This is a genomic window from Pseudomonas sp. SDO55104_S430 (assembly GCF_054070595.1).
The window spans coordinates 1-17,080 of the sequence record NZ_JBSVXG010000131.1 but is presented as its reverse complement, the minus strand read 5'-3'; the positions used below and the strand labels follow the sequence as shown (position 1 = coordinate 17,080).

General features: G+C 62.0%; 9 protein-coding genes. 8 read left to right on the top strand and 1 reads right to left on the bottom strand.

Features of this window, described 5'->3' with window-relative positions; genetic code table 11:
• The first annotated feature begins 123 nt into the window (after nt 1-123).
• Nucleotides 124-1,104 (top strand): transcriptional regulator ArgR, encoded by a 981-nt coding sequence (argR, locus tag ACW9JE_RS20585; protein WP_457433773.1) that lies wholly within the window; start codon nt 124-126, stop codon nt 1,102-1,104.
• A 4-nt stretch (nt 1,105-1,108) separates the two neighbouring features.
• Here argR and ACW9JE_RS20580 read toward each other — a convergent pair whose 3' ends face one another.
• Nucleotides 1,109-8,791 carry a dermonecrotic toxin domain-containing protein gene (locus ACW9JE_RS20580; protein WP_457433772.1) on the bottom strand — a complete coding sequence of 2,561 codons (7,683 nt, stop codon included), beginning with the start codon at nt 8,789-8,791 and terminating at the stop codon, nt 1,109-1,111.
• 305 nt (nt 8,792-9,096) lie between these two features.
• Between ACW9JE_RS20580 and ACW9JE_RS20575 the strand changes: the two genes are divergently transcribed.
• From ACW9JE_RS20575 to astE, 7 genes are all read left to right on the top strand, one after another.
• Nucleotides 9,097-10,317, top strand: coding sequence for an aspartate aminotransferase family protein (locus ACW9JE_RS20575; RefSeq protein ID WP_457433771.1), 1,221 nt, complete (start codon nt 9,097-9,099; stop codon nt 10,315-10,317).
• Nucleotides 10,318-10,545: 228 nt separating this feature from the next.
• On the top strand, nt 10,546-11,565 hold the full coding sequence (gene aruF / locus ACW9JE_RS20570) for an arginine/ornithine succinyltransferase subunit alpha (RefSeq protein WP_224538425.1): 1,020 nt from the start codon (nt 10,546-10,548) through the stop codon (nt 11,563-11,565).
• Between the two features lie 73 nt (nt 11,566-11,638).
• Entirely contained in the window at nt 11,639-12,661 is a 1,023-nt protein-coding gene (gene astA / locus ACW9JE_RS20565) for an arginine N-succinyltransferase (RefSeq protein WP_224538423.1), read from the top strand.
• A complete protein-coding gene (astD, locus tag ACW9JE_RS20560) occupies nt 12,658-14,127 on the top strand; it encodes a succinylglutamate-semialdehyde dehydrogenase (RefSeq protein WP_457433774.1) in 1,470 nt (489 codons plus the stop codon). Before astA ends, astD begins: the two co-directional genes overlap by 4 nt.
• Before the next feature lie 164 nt (nt 14,128-14,291).
• Nucleotides 14,292-15,638, top strand: coding sequence for an N-succinylarginine dihydrolase (astB, locus tag ACW9JE_RS20555; RefSeq protein WP_457433770.1), 1,347 nt, complete (start codon nt 14,292-14,294; stop codon nt 15,636-15,638).
• 61 nt (nt 15,639-15,699) lie between these two features.
• Nucleotides 15,700-15,990: a topoisomerase II gene (locus ACW9JE_RS20550; protein ID WP_175379568.1), complete on the top strand. Its 291-nt coding sequence runs from the start codon at nt 15,700-15,702 to the stop codon at nt 15,988-15,990.
• Nucleotides 15,991-16,002: 12 nt separating this feature from the next.
• Nucleotides 16,003-17,013, top strand: a complete 1,011-nt coding sequence (astE, locus tag ACW9JE_RS20545) for a succinylglutamate desuccinylase (protein ID WP_457433769.1) — start codon at nt 16,003-16,005, stop codon at nt 17,011-17,013.
• Nucleotides 17,014-17,080: the final 67 nt, after the last annotated feature.

The following is a 17,080-nucleotide window of genomic DNA, read 5'->3' as shown; positions in this document are numbered from 1 at the left end:
GCGGGAAATCTGATGCCCCGCGGTGTCCTTGAGTCCATCGCGAGCATGCTCGCTCCTACAGGGGATCTGCACTAGCATTGGCCCATCGCCTTCACCACTGTTCATCGTTTCGGATTGCCCGCCATGACTGCCCATCGAATTGGTTTCCTGATTTGGCCCAGCACTAAAGCCCTGACGCTTGCGCTGGCTGAGGAGGCCTTGCGTGTTGCTCAGCGTGTGCATCCGGAAGTGGTTTACGAGCTGTCCTTCCTGCAGGCCGAGGCTCCGGTCGATGGCGCCTGGCAACTGCCGGGCGAGGCCTGGACCGGCAAGCTCGAGAATTTCCAGAAACTGTTCCTGCTCGCCGATGAGCCGCCGACCAGTATGACGCCGGCGCTCAGCAGTGCGCTCAAGCAACTGGTGCGTTCGGGATGCGTGATCGGTGGTTTGTCTGCCGGTGTCTATCCACTGGCGCAACTGGGGTTGCTCGACGGTTATCGCGCCGCGGTGCATTGGCGTTGGCAGGACGATTTCGGTGAGCGTTTTCCGAAGGTCATCGCCACCAGCCATCTGTTCGACTGGGACCGCGATCGCCTGACCGCTTGCGGTGGCATGTCGGTGCTGGATCTACTGCTGGCGGTATTGGCCCGCGATCACGGCGCGGAACTGGCCGGTGCGGTGTCGGAAGAGTTGGTGGTCGAGCGCATTCGTGAAGGCGGCGAGCGTCAGCGCATTCCATTGCAGAATCGCTTGGGCTCCAGTCATCCGAAGCTGACTCAGGCCGTGTTGTTGATGGAAGCGAACATCGAAGAGCCGCTGACCACCGACGAAATCGCCCAGCACGTGTGCGTGTCCCGTCGCCAGCTGGAGCGGATTTTCAAGCAGTACCTCAATCGCGTGCCGAGCCAGTATTACCTGGAATTGCGCCTGAATAAGGCCCGGCAGATGTTGATGCAAACCAGCAAGTCGATCATCCAGATCGGCCTGTCGTGCGGTTTCTCCTCGGGGCCGCATTTCTCCAGCGCCTACCGCAATTTCTTCGGTGCCACGCCGCGGGAAGATCGCAACCAGCGGCGCAGCAGCAGTCCCTTCGAATTGTCATCGGTGCCCGCCGAACGCGGCTAAGGCGTCAGCTTTCCATATCGACGTCGGGCGCAATGTCGCCTGGTCGCGGCATGCCGGCTACGGCCTCGATACCCAGCGTGTTCCCCGTGTCATGAAAGTACGCCGCGATGCGTTGCAGGCTTTGCGGGGTGAACGGATTGCCGCTGAAGTCGAAGTCGGCGGTGTTGTCCGGATTGGTTTCCATCAGCTCCACCGGCATCTCGGTGATCGCGTTGTCGGACAGGTCCGCGTACATCAGCGCGCGGCTGTCCAGCACGCCCCTCGGTATCTCCCGCAGCCCGGTGTTGCTCAGGTTCAGCGTCGACAACTCCCGCAAGTTGCGCAGGTCCGGCGTGCGGCCCAGCGGGTTGTCCCGCAGGTTGAGGCTGTTGAGGTTGTCCATCCCGGCGAGCGCATTCGCAGTCGTGCGACTCAAGGTCACGCGGCATTCCGGCAGGCTCAGCGCCGTCAGCCTTTTCATCTTGAAGATCATCTCGGGCAGGTCGTCCAGCTGATAACCGCGCACGGACAGGCTCTGCAGGTTGGGGAAGTAATCCAGGAAGCGACCCAGTCTCGGGGCAAGGTCCGTGGTGCTGGTCAGGTACAGCTCCGGAACATGCCCGAAGTCCGCCGTCAGCACCGGCAAATCACCCATGAATGACAGGTGGAACATTAGGCCCAGATCGCTCACGGGCTCATGTTCGCTCGGGATTTTGCGCCAGCAGCGCTCAAGGCTGGCCTTGAATTCCCGACGTTTACCTTGCTCCTGCAGCAGGGCTTCGCCGCTCAGGGGCAGGCCGGTCACGGGATGGTCGGGGATGTCGGTGGTCCACACGGTGAGATCGCTGATCAGGCTGTCGAGCTCGGCTTTTTTGCGTGCCAGTTCCTGGCGGCCATCGGCCAAGGTGCCAGGCAGGTGATAAACCATTTCGCTGGCCTGATCGACGTCCAGATTGGGGTAGAGCTCCATGGCTTGATCGATATCCGCCTCGGGCGCGAGGACGCCCAAGTCGTAAGCGGTTTTCTGGTGGTAGGCCTTGATCCGTTCGCGGGTGGCGTCGGTGTAAGGGTTGTCGCCGAAATCAAAGCCTTTGCTGACCTCGATCGTGATCGGCAATTGGAAGGCCGCCTCCGGCAATTCCTTGATCCGGTTGTAGCCGAGGATCGCGGTCTCCAGCGCAGGGTGATTCAACAGGCCGTTCGGAATGCGCTCGATCCCGGTGCGGGAAAGATCGATGAACTTGAGCTTGGGCAGGCTGGTGAGATCGGGGACCTGTCCCAGCGGGTTCTCGAACAGGTCGAGCATTTCCAGGTTGGCGCGCGAGGTCAGCGCGGCCAGACCCTCGGCGTCCAGCACGACACCGCAGTGGGTCAGCACAAGGTTCTCCAGAGCGGGCATGTTGCTGACGGCCTGTGGCACGCGGCCCACGTTGAAGTCGCGGATTTCCAGATGCTGCAAGCCGGGGAAGCATTCAAGAAAACGTGATGGCACACTCTGGAAATCGGTGCCGGAGAGGGACAGCGCAACGACGTGGCTGAAGTCGCTGGTCACGGCAGGCAACTCGCCGAAGAAAGTCGGTTGCGCCGCGAAAAATTCCGCCCGGGCTTCCGGTGCTTCGGTCGAGCGCTTGCGCCAGAACTGCTCCAGTTGTTGCGCAAATTCGTTTCGGGCGCTGCGTTGCTCATTGAGCTCGGCGACACTCAAACGCTGGCCGGTCGCAGGGTTGTGCGAGGCGATGTCGTCGGTCCATTGCCCAAGGTCGCGGATCAACTGGGCGATCTCTGTTTCCCAGCTCACCAGTTGCGCGCGACCGTCTTCCAGCGTGCCCGGCAATTTGTAGATCACGTGGCTGGCGCCTTCATCATCCAGCGCAGGAAACAAGGCTTGCACCCGATCCATGTCCGCCTGCTCCGGCCGCACGTTAAAGTCGTAGCCGCTCTGCGCATAGCAGGTTTTGATCTTGTTTCGGCTGCTGGTGGACCACGGGTTCTCGCCGAGATCGATCTCCTCGACCATGTCCATGTTCAAGGTGAGAAAACCGTCGGGCAACTCGCTGATCCGGTTGCCATCCAGGTGCAGGACGCTCAGTTGCTCAAGCGCGGTGATCCCGTTCGGCACAGTGTCGATGCCGGTTTTGGACAGGCGGATATCGCTCAGTAAAGGCAAGCCAGACAGATCAGGTGCGATCGCCAGCGGATTTTCGCTCAGGTCCAGCGTCTCTAGTCTGGCAAGTGTTGCCAAGGCGGTCTGGCCACCGGGGGTGAGCCGCAGGCGGCAATTGTTCAACCTCAGTGCCTTGAGCAGCGGCAGGCGGGTGACGCTGCGGGGGATGTGCCCGAGCGCGAAATGGTTCATCTCCAGCGTGTGCACATTGGCGAACAATTCGAGGAACGGGCCGGTGGCGCGCACCGCACCGTTGCCGGTGAGGCTCAGGCTCGAGACATGGCTGAAGTCGGTGGTCAGCGTCGGCAGGTCACCCACGAAATTCAGTTTCACTTCGAAGCCGGTCTCGCGCATGTGAGAAGCCTCCGAGCGGCTGCGCCAAAACTGCTCAAGTTTGTCTTTGAACTGGCTCCTGAAAACGTACTCGTCATACAGCTCAGTGGCGCTGAGCCGCTCGCCGGAAACCGGGTGTTGGCTGGGGATTTCCCGGACCCAGGCGGTCAGATCCTGAGTCAGTTGCGTGAGCTCGGCTTTCCAGTGCCTGAGTTGCACGCGACCGTCTTCAAGGGTGCCGGGCAGGTCGTAAATCATGTCGCTGGCATCCTGGAAATCCAGCGCGGGGAACAGGTCGGTGGCCAGGTTGAGATCGTCCGGGTCAGCCCAGACGCCGAAGTCTTGCCCGGTGTTGCGGAAAGCCGTTTTGATCCGTTCCTGGGTCGCCAGCGAAAGCGGGTTGTCGGCGAAATCCAGTCCGTCGATGCGGTTGACCGGCAGCTGGTACAGCGCCTCGGGCAGTTCGGTGATCAGGTTGTTGCTGAACACGGCGCTTTTCAGTTTGGGGTGATCGATCAAGCCGGCCGGCACCGAGTCGATGCCGGTGTTGGACAGGTCGACGTAGGTCAGGCTGGGCATCGCGCTCAGGTCGGGAGCGGTGGCGAGTGGATTGTGGGTCAGCTCCAGGGCTTCAAGCTGACGCAGGGACGCGAGGGCTGTCTGGCCTTCGGGTGTGAACACCACACCGCAACTGTGCAGGATCAGCGTGTCGAGTTGCGGCATACGGGTGATCGACTGCGGGAGAATTTTCAAGTCGAACTCGTTCAGGTGCAGGGTGCGCAATCCCGTGAAGCGTTGCAGGAACGGGTCGATTGCCGTCACGGCGCCATTCCCCGTCAGGCCCATGCTCGACACATGGCTGAAATCCGCCGCGACTTCGGGCATGTCGCCGATGAATTTCAGCTCGGCCCTGAACGGGTTCAAGGCTTCACCCAGTCGTCTGCGCCACAGCCCTTCCAGTTCCGTGGCGAATGCTTTCCTGGCGACTTGTTCGGAGAAGATCTCGTTGATGCCCAGCGACTGACCGGTAGTGGGGTGCCGGGTGGGAATGTCGGTTGACCATTGCGCAAGGTCGCGGGTCAGTTGGGTTATTTCGTTTTCCCAGGCGGTGAGTTGCAGTCGACCCTGGGTCAAGGTGCCGGGAAGGCGATAGATCAGGTCGGTCGCCTGTTGCGCATCCCGATCCGGGAACAGGGCGATGGTGCGATCGATATCCGCTTGTTCAGCGAGTACGCCGTAGTGCCTGCCGGTGCGGGCGTAATACAGCTTCACTCGCTCGCGTGTGACGGCGGTCAGCGGATTGTTGGAAAAGTCGAAGCCGCCGCTGAGGTCGGCGTGCAGTTCGAAGAATCCGGCGGGCAGTTCACTGATGCGGTTGCCGCTCAGGCGTGCGCCGAGCAGATGCGGATGCTCCAGCAGGCCGGCGGGCGCTCGGGATATGCCAGTGTTGGCCAGGTTGAGGTGGCGCAGCGCGGGCAGGCGGTTGACGTTGGGCGTGTGGGCGAGTGGATTTCCTTGCAGGTCCAGCAACGTCAACGCGGGCAATGCGCTGAGTTTCTGCTGGTCGGCCGGTGTGTATCGGATACCGGCGTTTTGCACGATCAGCTGTCGCAAGCCGGGCATCCGTGCGATGGGTTGTGGCAGAGCTTGCAGAGGGATGTTTTTCAGGTCCAGGTGCAACAGGCCGGGGAAGCGTTGCAGGAATGCATCCACGTTGGTGTTGTTGATGGGGCCATCGATGGACAGGAAAGCGATGTGGCTGAAATCGGCGTCCAGCACGGGCAGCTCGCCCATGATCGGTCCGTGGATTTGCAGGGTGTAGCCGGACAGGCCCCGGGCCTCTTTGCGCCAGCTGCGCTGGATGGCTTCTTTCATCAGCGCGCGATTGCGCAACACGTCCCGAAGCTGAGTGTCGGTCAGCGCGAGCCCGGTAGCGGGATCATTGCCCGGCACATCGTTGGCCCATCGATGCAGGTCGTTGGACAGACGGATGTACTCGCTGTTGAGTCGGGACAGCTCGGCGCGCACGCCGTCGGGGTGGCGTTGAAGGGTCGCAATCAGCGTCTGGATTTCTTCCGGGGAATGCGCGGGGTAGATCTGCCGGGCGCGATCTTCCAGGGTGTAGGGCAGGCTGCGTATCTGCCGTCGATAGCCGTCGGAGGTGACCAGTCGCAAACCTTCCGGGGCGACATCGGCCATGGGGGGAAGCGCGATCGCTACGCGCAGTTCGCTGCGTTCGAGCGGGCGTGCGCGGATGGCGTCTTTCAGTTTTTGCCCCTGGCCGATGTGGATGTCCAGCGCCTGGCGCTCGGTATCCGGCAGGGCGGACAGGACGCTGGAGTAAAAGTCGGTGGCCGAACTCAGTGCCTGGCCGCGGTCGTCGTAGGGTTGCCAGTTGCCGTCTTCGAGTTTGACCAGCACTTTTTGTTGAGGGGCATCCGCAGGGCCCGTGCTGTCGAGCAGCTTTCCTTCGTAGCCAAGATCGCGGACCTCGATGCGCACTTGGCCGCTCCAGCCGGGTAGGCCTTGCAGGCTGTGCAGGGCGAGGGTGTCAGTGTCCGGGTTATTGACTGAGTCCAGCTCCAGTCCTTCGAAGGCGCGGGTCACCCGAACGTCTTCGCTGGCTAGTTGCATCAGCACCTGTTGGCGCTCTGGCAGTTGGCCGGCGCGGATCTGCTGGCGTTCGGAGTCGGTGGCGGTGTTGAGCAGTTCTCGGGTGATGCTGGTGGGTAATTCCGGGATTTGTTGTGGGAGTGGGTTCTCAAGTCGCTCAAGCTTTTTGTAGCGGGATTCGAACATGGCGCTGCGTTGCTGGTGGGCAATCTGTACCAGCTGTTTACGCAAAAGGCGGGCGCGCACGTCGAGGGCGGGCAGGGGGCCAGAAGCTTCTTCGTCCAGCAGGGTTTTGATTTCGCTTTCGCTCAGGGTGCTCAGCAGGGTGTTCAGTGGGTCGCTTTTTATCAGGCGCTCCGGTCGCAGTTCGATCAGTGGCAGGGTTTGGTCGGCCGAGGATTGCCAGGTGGTTTCGCCATCTATCCAGCGCAGCCTTTTATCGGCCGGCCAACGCTTGTGTTCTGCGAGCAATTGCAGTTGAGTCAGCGGGTTTGCGTCGAGGTACTGGTCGCTGTCCAGTTGCTCGATGAACTGGTGAAGGTCCTGATCGATTTTGAAGCGCCGGATGCTGTCGGCGAGCAAGGGCGGTACGGGTTCCTGATTGACGTGCATTTTGCGCAGCACGTCTTCGGAGTACCCGCTGACCTTGAGGATCTGTTCGCGTCTGGCGGGGGAGAAGTCGTCGACGGCGGGGCCGATTCGACGCAGTACGGTGGGCGCATCCCACTCAAGTGGTTGTTCGAGTTCGGTGTGCCAGGCGCCTTCGCCGTTGTGGCGCAAGGTCGGTTTATAGGCGTCGGGTCGGGCCGGGTGGTCGATGCGGTAAAGGCCGGTGAGCTTGTCTTCGCGCACGGCGAAGTGAGTGTCTTCGATGGGCAGCAGGTGTTTGCCTTGATGTGGGTGCAGGCCCAGTTCATTGGCGGGCGAATCTGGCAGGAGGTTTTGCTGGTAGCTCGCAAGGTCCGGTTTCCAGTAGCGCGTCGCGCCATCGGGGCGCATGACCGGTTTGAAGCTGTCGATGAATTCCACGATTTCCTTGGGCAGGACCTTGCGAAACTCGCCTGCACCAATGGCGCCGCCAACCCCGAAGATGCCGAGCTGAACCAGTGATTCGACGGTGCCCATCAGGTGTTCGAAGGCCTCGGTCGTCAGGCCCTCGGCCCAATCGATGATGCCTTCGAAGGTTTCGTCGAGTAGCTGGTACGCCATGTAGGCCATCATCAATTCGCCCATCACCGGCACGAACGGCGCGATGATGAGTGCGGCGGTCTGAAGGATCGCGGAGGCGATCTCGACGAACGAATCCCACAACGCCCAACGCGCTTTCTGATCGGCGCTTGCCGTCGACACGGCGATGACCCGCGCGTCGTTGAGAATCTTGTTCAATCTGGCTTCATACAGGTGTTGCCACAGGTTGGCGTTGATCGGCGTGATCGCGAACTGCAGGTTCGGGTTGTCGATAGGCGTTTCCCGCCAGGTCGGCAGGGCGCTGCCGCGGACTGGTTCATGCCACTCCATTTTGCTCAGGCGATGGTTGAGGTTGGCGAAAAACACGCCGCGCTGATCGTGATCGACGAAGCGGCTGAAGAACTGTTGGTAGTCCCTGGCGCGCAATTGGCGGATCAGCTCGGCGGCCATCTCGGCGGTCGAGCCGTATTCCTTGAACGGGTGTTCGGGGTCGTCCGGCACATAGGCGACCACGCGGCTGGCCTGGCGGGTTCGCTCAAGGTCGGGGGCGAACACCACGATGCCGGTGAGTCGGGCGGACAGCATCGTCAGGTCGTGACACAGCAGTGGCTGACCATCGATGCGCATGCCCTGCAAGCCATCGAGAAGCCCGCCGATCAGGCGCAAGTAAACCTCACTGATATCCCGGTTCATCCGCGCCAGTTGCAGGGCTGCCTGCATCGCGGCTTTCTGGCTGGCGTCTATCTTCAGGCGCAGGACGGCGGCGCTGACCGGCTCGGACAAACCCAGGTGTTCGTCGAGATGGCGAGCGTATTGGGCGCCGATGTCCAGCTCCCGGCAAAGTCGGATAAATGTCGGGATACCGAGCTTTTGCTTGAGGGCGGGCAGGGTGTCGAACTGGCCTTTTGCGTCGGGTGCGGTGATGAAAGTCGAGTGGGATTCATAGGCATCGTCCTCGACTTCCTGGGTTTCGAAGTTATGAAGGGCCGCATCCAGCAGCGAAACCGTCCAGGCCCGTGCGCCGGTTTTGACCGGGAACCAGGGGATTGAAGCGGGCACGTATAGATGGAGGAAGGTGGTCCTGACGTCCAGATCCAGGCCGAAACGGCTGCGCAGTGCTTCCTTGAGCAGGGGTTCGGCGAAGGCATTGACGTCCTGTAGCGCGGACAGGTGTTGGTCGACGTTGTTTTGCGCGGTCCAGTGCGCGACGTTGAGGGCCTTCATTTCCTGGTGGTGGTCGGGAGAGGCGTTCTTCAGGTGGTCGGCGAGCCGGGGCTGTACGCCTTTCAAGGCCAGGCGCCTGGCCGGTGAAGCTTGGCCGAGCCAATGGGGGATCGCGTTCTTCAGGTGTTGATAGTGGCTTGCGGGGTGTTGCGGGGCTGCGGAGTGTGAAGCTTGCTTTCGTTTCATCGTGCCATTCCTTGGGCGTTGGAAAGCGCCCAAGCAAATCAGAAGGCTGCGATCGAAATGCGATGCATAGTTAGGTGCGCGCCGTTTGCGCAAATCAAATCCCCGCAACCCTGCCGCTATCCACACCGGACAGTTAAACTGCGCCTTTGCGACCCTATATGTCGCATTGCCGTAAACCCGGGAAAAACCGGGGTTTGCGCTATAAGAAGTTGTCGCTTGGCGACAAGGCCGGGCTGAAAACTGTCCTTACAATCCCCCCATCGCTCGCCAGTTTCAGGCGGGTGTTTTCTCTTCAGGAGACTCCGATGTCCGTTGAGCACGCTGCGGTAGAACGCGCCGATTTCGACCAGGTAATGGTTCCCAACTACGCGCCTGCCGCTTTCATTCCGGTACGTGGCGAAGGTTCCCGCGTCTGGGACCAGTCCGGCCGCGAGCTGATCGACTTCGCCGGCGGGATTGCCGTAAACGTACTGGGCCATGCGCATCCGGCGCTGGTCGGTGCCTTGACCGAGCAGGCCAACAAGCTGTGGCACGTGTCCAACGTGTTCACCAACGAACCGGCCCTGCAGTTGGCTCACAAGCTGGTCGACGCGACCTTCGCCGAGCGTGCGTTCTTCTGCAACTCCGGCGCCGAGGCCAACGAGGCCGCCCTGAAGCTGGCCCGTCGTGTCGGTTTCGACCGCGCCGGCAGTGAAAAATACGAAATCATCGCCACCGTCAACAGCTTCCACGGCCGCACCCTGTTCACCGTGAACGTCGGTGGCCAGCCGAAGTACTCCGACGGCTTCGGCCCGAAAATCACCGGCATCACCCACGTGCCGTACAACGACCTGGCCGCCCTCAAAGCCGCCATTTCCGACAAGACCTGCGCGGTGATCATCGAACCGATCCAGGGCGAAAGCGGTGTGATCCCGGCCGAACTCGAATACCTGCAAGGCGCCCGTGATCTGTGCACCGCGCACAATGCGCTGCTGATCTTCGACGAAGTGCAAACCGGCATGGGCCGTACCGGCAAACTGTTTGCCTACCAGCACTACGGCGTGATCCCGGACATCCTGACCAGCGCCAAGAGCCTGGGCGGCGGTTTCCCGATCGCGGCGATGCTGACCACCGAAGACCTGGCCAAGCACCTGGTGGTCGGCACCCACGGCACCACCTACGGCGGCAACCCGCTGGCGTGCGCTGTCGCGGGCGCCGTGATGGACGTGGTCAACACCCCTGAAGTACTGGCAGGCGTGAATGCCAAGCACGAAAAATTCAAGGCGCGCCTTGAGCAGATCGGCGAGAAGTACGGGCTGTTCACCCAGGTGCGTGGTATGGGCCTGTTGATCGGTTGCGTACTGAGCGATGCCTGGAAGGGCAAGGCCAAGGACATCTTCAACGCCGCCGAGCGTGAAGGCCTGATGGTCCTGCAAGCCGGTCCCGACGTGGTGCGTTTCGCCCCGAGCCTGGTGGTGGAAGATGCTGACATCGATGAAGGCCTGGACCGCTTCGAACGTGCTGCGGCAAAACTGACGCAAGCCTGATAGACCTTTCGGCGCCTGACGATTCAGTCGCCGATCCAAATTTTTTATGCCGGACCGAGAATCCCATGTGGGAGCGGGCTTGCTCGCGAAGGGGCCGTGTCAGTCACCATTCATGTTGGATGACACACCGCATTCGCGAGCAAGCCCGCTCCCACCTTTTGACCCCAGTGTTCGAGAGGACCGGGCCCGGCTTATTTTCCCCAAAGAGTTGAAAAAAGGAGTGACACCATGCTGGTGATGCGCCCCGCGCAAATGGCTGATCTGGGCGAGGTACAGCGTCTGGCTGCGGACAGCCCGATTGGTGTCACTTCCTTGCCGGATGACGTTGAACGCCTGAGCGACAAGATCGCCGCGAGCGAAGCCTCGTTCGCCGCCGAAGTCAGCTTCAACGGTGAAGAGAGCTACTTCTTCGTCCTCGAAGACACCGCCACCGGCAAGCTCGTCGGTTGCTCGGCGATCGTGGCTTCGGCCGGTTACTCCGAGCCGTTCTACAGCTTCCGTAACGAAACCTTCGTGCACGCCTCCCGCGAGCTGAAGATTCACAACAAGATCCACGTGCTCTCCCAGTGCCACGACCTGACCGGCAACAGCTTGCTGACCAGCTTCTACGTGCAGCGCGAGCTGGTGGGCTCGCCGTGGTCCGAACTCAACTCCCGTGGCCGCCTGCTGTTCGTGGCCAGCCATCCGGAGCGTTTCGCCGATGCCGTGGTGACCGAGATCGTCGGTTACAGCGATGAAAACGGCGACTCGCCATTCTGGGACGCCATCGGCCGCAACTTCTTCGACCTCAACTACGCTGAAGCCGAGCGTCTGTGTGGTCTGAAGAGCCGTACCTTCCTGGCCGAACTGATGCCGCACTACCCGATCTACGTGCCACTGCTGCCCGATTCCGCCCAGGAAGCCATGGGCCAGGTGCACCCGCGAGCGCAGATCACCTTCGACATCCTGATGCGCGAAGGCTTCGAGACCGATCACTACATCGACATTTTCGACGGCGGCCCGACCCTGCACGCCCGCGTTTCGGGGATCCGTTCGATCGCCCAGAGCCGCGTGGTGCCGGTGAAGATCGGCGAGCCGGCCAAAGGCGTCGGTCGCCAATACCTGGTGGCCAATGCCCAGTTGCAGGATTACCGCGCCGTGTTGCTCGAACTCGACTACGCGCCGGGCAAACCCGTGACCCTGGACCTGGAAGCCGCTGAGGCTCTGGGTGTCGGTGAAGGTGCCAGCGTGCGCCTGGTGGCGGTTTAAGGCCGGCCTGAAAGCAATCTGCAAAGCAGCGAAGTTTCGCGGGTGGCGTTGGCGGCCCGTTTGAGGAGATAGCATGATCGTTCGTCCCGTACGCAGCAGCGATTTACCCGCTCTGATCGACCTGGCCCGCAGCACCGGCACCGGCCTGACCACCTTGCCGGCCAACGAAGAGCGCCTGACCCATCGGGTCGGCTGGGCCGAGAAGACCTTTCGCGGCGAAGCGGGGCGGGGAGATGCGGACTACCTGTTCGTGCTCGAAGACGATAACGGTCGTGTGGTGGGCATTTCCGCCATCGCCGGTGCCGTCGGCCTGCGCGAGCCCTGGTACAACTTCCGGGTCGGCCTGACCGTCAGTGCGTCCCAGGAACTGAACATCTATCGAGAAATCCCGACGCTGTTTCTGGCCAACGACCTGACCGGCAATTCCGAGTTGTGCTCGTTGTTCCTGCACGCCGATTACCGCACCGGCCTGAACGGTCGCATGCTGTCCAAGGCGCGGATGCTGTTCATCGCCGAGTTCCCGCAACTGTTCGGCAACAAGATCATCGCCGAGATGCGCGGTGTGTCCGACGCAGCCGGCCGTTCGCCGTTCTGGGAAAGCCTGGGCCGGCACTTCTTCAAGATGGAATTCAGCCAGGCCGACTACCTGACCGGTGTGGGCAACAAGGCGTTCATCGCCGAACTGATGCCCAAATTCCCGCTGTACACCTGCTTCCTCTCGCCGGATGCGCGCAACGTGATCGGCCAGGTCCACCCGGACACCGAGCCTGCGCTGTCGATGCTCAAGAGCGAAGGCTTCAGCTATCAAGGCTACGTCGACATCTTCGACGCCGGTCCCGCCATCGAATGCGAAACCGGCAAGATCCGCGCGGTGCGCGACAGTCAGGCGCTGGTGCTGGCCATCGGCACGCCGGGCGATGACGCCACGCCGTTCATTATTCATAACCGCAAGCGCGAAGACTGCCGCATCACTGCCGCACCCGCACGCTTCGCCGCGGGCACGCTGGTGGTCGATCCGTTGACCGCCAAACGTCTTCAACTCAACGCCGGCGATCAGGTGCGCGCCGTTCCGTTGTCCGCTCGGGAGTCGAAATAATGAAGTCGCTTTACATCGCAGGTGAATGGCTGGAAGGCCAGGGCGAAGTCTTTGAGTCGTTGAACCCGGTGACTCAGCAAGTGCTGTGGTCCGGCAACGGCGCCACCGCCGCCCAGGTCGAGTCGGCTGTGCAGGCCGCGCGTCAGGCGTTTCCGGGCTGGGCACGTCGCACCCTGGAAGAGCGTATCTCGGTGCTGGAAGCCTTTGCCGCGACCCTGAAGAGCCACGCGGACGAACTGGCCCGCACCATCGGTGAGGAAACCGGCAAGCCCCTGTGGGAGTCGGCGACCGAAGTCACCAGCATGGTCAACAAGATTGCGATCTCGGTGCAAAGCTACCGCGAACGCACCGGCGAGAAGAGCGGCCCGCTGGGCGACGCCACCGCCGTGTTGCGTCACAAGCCTCACGGTGTGGTGGCTGTGTTCGGCCCTTACAACTTCCCGGGGCACTTGCCCAACGGTCATATCGTCCCGGCGCTGCTGGCGGGCAACAGCGTGCTGTTCAAGCCCAGCGAGCTGACGCCGAAAGTCGCCGAACTGACGGTCAAGTGCTGGATCGAAGCCGGCTTGCCAGCTGGCGTGCTGAACCTGCTGCAAGGCGCTCGCGAAACCGGTATCGCCCTGGCGGCGAACCCGGGCATCGACGGCCTGTTCTTCACCGGCTCCAGCCGCACCGGTAATCACCTGCACAATCAATTCGCCGGTCGTCCGGACAAGATCCTTGCGCTGGAGATGGGCGGCAACAACCCGCTGGTGGTCGATCAGGTCGCCGACGTGGATGCCGCGGTCTACACCATCATTCAATCGGCGTTCATTTCCGCCGGGCAGCGTTGCACCTGTGCACGCCGCCTGCTGGTGCCGCAAGGCGCCTGGGGCGATGCGTTGCTGGCGCGGCTGGTGGCGGTCAGCGCGACCATCGACGTCGGTGCGTTCGATCAACAGCCTGCGCCGTTCATGGGTTCGGTGATTTCCCTTGGCGCGGCCAAGGCACTGATGGACGCCCAGGAGCATCTGCTGGCCAACGGCGCGGTGGCGCTGCTGGAAATGACTCAGCCCCAGGCTCAGGCCGCATTGCTGACCCCAGGCATTCTCGACGTGACCGCCGTAGCCGAGCGCCCGGACGAAGAGCTGTTCGGGCCGCTGCTGCAAGTGATCCGCTACGCCGATTTCGAAGCGGCGATCGCTGAAGCCAACGACACCAACTACGGCCTGGCCGCCGGCCTGCTGTCGGACTCCGAGGCGCGTTACCAGCAGTTCTGGCTGGAAAGCCGCGCCGGTATCGTCAACTGGAACAAGCAACTGACCGGCGCCGCCAGCAGCGCGCCGTTCGGCGGCGTCGGCGCCTCGGGCAACCACCGCGCCAGCGCCTACTACGCGGCGGACTACTGCGCCTACCCGGTGGCCTCGCTGGAAACACCGAGCCTGGTGTTGCCTGCTGCCCTGACGCCGGGCGTGAAGATGGCGTGATGCCAATCGCGGGCAAGCCCGCTCCCACAGTGATTGAGTGGACCACAAAATGTGTGAACACCTCCGAACCTGTGGGAGCCGGGCTTGCCCGCGATGGCCGCGCCGCGGTCGTACTGAATAGCTACTGAAGCCTATAACAAACAGATTCTCGTGGAGCCTCGCTAATGAAATCCTATGAAGTCAATTTCGACGGTCTAGTGGGGCCGACCCATAACTACGGCGGTTTGTCCTACGGCAACGTCGCGTCCCAGAGCAACAGTCAGCAGGCGTCCAATCCGAAGGAAGCAGCACTCCAAGGCCTGTCCAAAATGAAGGCGCTGATGGACATGGGCTTTCAGCAAGGCGTGCTGGCACCGCAAGAGCGCCCGGACGTAGCCGCACTGCGCCGCCTGGGCTTTGCCGGCACCGACGCACAAGTGATCCAACAGGCCGCCAAAGACGCGATGCCGCTGCTGGTCGCCAGTTGCTCGGCATCGAGCATGTGGGTCGCCAACGCCGCCACCGTCAGCCCGAGCGCCGACACCGCGGACGGCCGCGTGCATTTCACCGCCGCCAACCTCAACTGCAAATATCACCGCAGCATCGAACACCCGACCACCAGCCGCGTGCTGGGGGCGATGTTTGCCGATCAGAAACACTTCGCCCATCACGCTGCTTTGCCGGCGGTGGCGCAGTTCGGTGACGAAGGCGCGGCCAACCACACCCGTTTCTGCCGCGAGTACGGCGAAGCCGGCGTCGAGTTCTTCGTGTTTGGTCGCAGCGCGTTCGACACCCGTTACCCGGCGCCACAGAAATACCCGGCCCGCCAGACCCTCGAAGCGTCGCAGGCGGTAGCCCGTCTGCACGGCCTGAAGGATGACGGCGTGGTCTACGCTCAGCAGAACCCGTCGGTGATCGATCAGGGCGTGTTCCACAACGACGTGATCGCCGTGGGCAATGGCGAAGTGTTGTTCTATCACGAGGATGCGTTCCTCGAGACCGACAAGATGCTGGCTGAACTGGCGAGCAAGCTGGGCAAGGTCGGCGGCAACTTCCAGTCGGTGTGCGTGCCGCGTGCGGCGGTCAGCGTCGAAGATGCGGTCCGCTCCTACCTGTTCAACAGCCAACTGCTGTCGCGCCCGGACGGCTCCATGCTGTTGATCGTGCCGGAAGAGTGCCACGCCAACGAGCGCGTCTGGCAGTACCTGCAGGGCCTGACCAGCTCCGGCGGCCTGATCCGCGAGGTGAAGGTGTTCGATCTCAAGCAAAGCATGCAGAACGGCGGTGGTCCGGCTTGCCTGCGTTTGCGCGTGGCGCTCAATGAAACTGAACTGGCGGCGGTCAACCCAGGCGTTATCATGACCGCACCGTTGTACGGCACATTGACCGAATGGGTTAACAAGCACTACCGCGACCGCATGGCCGAGAGCGACCTGGCGGACCCGCAATTGCTGCTTGAGTGCCGGACGGCACTGGATGAACTGACGCAAATCCTTAAACTGGGCGCGGTTTATCCATTCCAGATCAATTGATCGACGGCGCGCGCCCGGGCCCGGGCGCGCGCCGGTTCATCTCCAATGAGAGCGTAAAGATATGAGCGATTCCCTGCAGCTGATCCTTGAAGACACCGACGGCACGCAACTGCAAACCTCCTGCACCCGCGTCGCGGTCATGTGGCAAGGCAAAGAGCTGTGGATCCAACAGGACGGCCGCGGCCAACTGTTGATCGGCGTGGACGTCGAAGAAGACGACGAAGAATACGCCAACCTGCTGTTGCGCCCATTGGCGACTAATCTGGTAAGTCTGCAGCTGGAGATGGAACCGGCTGACCTCGGCGACGACGATGGTCACGTTCACGGCCCGGATTGCAATCACGACCACTAAGGAAACCGCTCTATGCTCGCCCTCGGCAAACTGCTTGAACTGACCCTCGCCGGCCGTGAACCGGCGGAGAAGACTCAACTGACTGTCGAAGGCGTGCGCATGCGCTGGTTGAGCGAGGGTGCGCTGGAAGTCCGGCCACCCGAAGCCCGTGACAATGGCCTGGATCTGCTGCTGTCGGCGGGGATCCACGGCAACGAAACAGCCCCGATCGAATTGCTCGACAGGCTGTTGCACGACATCGCTCGCGGCGATCTCAAGCCGCGTACACGCATTCTGTTCCTGTTCGGCAACCCCGACGCCATTCGTCGCGGCGAGCGTTTCGTCGAGCAGGACGTCAATCGGCTATTCAATGGCCGTCACGAACAAAGCAGCGGCAGCGAAGCGTTGCGCGCCTGTGAGCTGGAGCGACTGGCCGCCAGTTTCTTCAGCCTGCCGGATCGCCAGCGTCTGCACTACGACCTGCACACGGCGATCCGTGGTTCGAAAATCGAGCAGTTCGCCTTGTACCCCTGGAAAGAGGGGCGTCAGCATTCACGCCATGAACTGGCTCGCCTGCGCGCCGCCGGCATGGAGGCGGTGCTTTTGCAGAACAAGCCATCCATCGTGTTCAGTTCCTACACCTACGACAAGCTGGGCGCCGAGTCCTTCACCCTTGAACTGGGCAAGGCGCGGCCATTCGGGCAGAACGACGGGGTCAACGTCTCGCTGCTGGAAAACCGCCTGAAGCAGATCATCGAAGGCACCGAGCCGGACATGGCCGAAGCGGGGCTGGACGGTTTGCAGCTGTTCAGCGTGGCGCGGGAAATCATCAAGCACAGCGACAGCTTCCGCCTGAACCTGCCGGCCGATATCGAGAACTTTTCGGAACTGGACGTGGGTTACCTGCTGGCCGAAGACATCGCCAACACCCGCTGGATCATCGAAGAAGAGGGCGCCCGGATCATCTTCCCGAACCCCAAGGTGAAGAATGGTTTGCGCGCAGGCATCCTGGTCGTGCCGACCGACGGCGAAAACCTGGCTTAAGAACACCACAAAATAAATGTGGGAGCGGGCTTGCTCGCGAATGCGGTGTATCAGTCGCCATAAATAT

Bases quoted from the DNA above. Each gene is read 5' to 3' on its own strand.
- argR (WP_457433773.1), top strand. From the start codon at position 124: ATGACTGCCCATCGAATTGGTTTCCTGATTTGGCCCAGCACTAAAGCC.
- ACW9JE_RS20580 (WP_457433772.1), bottom strand. From the start codon at position 8,791: ATGAAACGAAAGCAAGCTTCACACTCCGCAGCCCCGCAACACCCCGCA.
- ACW9JE_RS20575 (WP_457433771.1), top strand. From the start codon at position 9,097: ATGTCCGTTGAGCACGCTGCGGTAGAACGCGCCGATTTCGACCAGGTA.
- aruF (WP_224538425.1), top strand. From the start codon at position 10,546: ATGCTGGTGATGCGCCCCGCGCAAATGGCTGATCTGGGCGAGGTACAG.
- astA (WP_224538423.1), top strand. From the start codon at position 11,639: ATGATCGTTCGTCCCGTACGCAGCAGCGATTTACCCGCTCTGATCGAC.
- astB (WP_457433770.1), top strand. From the start codon at position 14,292: ATGAAATCCTATGAAGTCAATTTCGACGGTCTAGTGGGGCCGACCCAT.
- ACW9JE_RS20550 (WP_175379568.1), top strand. From the start codon at position 15,700: ATGAGCGATTCCCTGCAGCTGATCCTTGAAGACACCGACGGCACGCAA.
- astE (WP_457433769.1), top strand. From the start codon at position 16,003: ATGCTCGCCCTCGGCAAACTGCTTGAACTGACCCTCGCCGGCCGTGAA.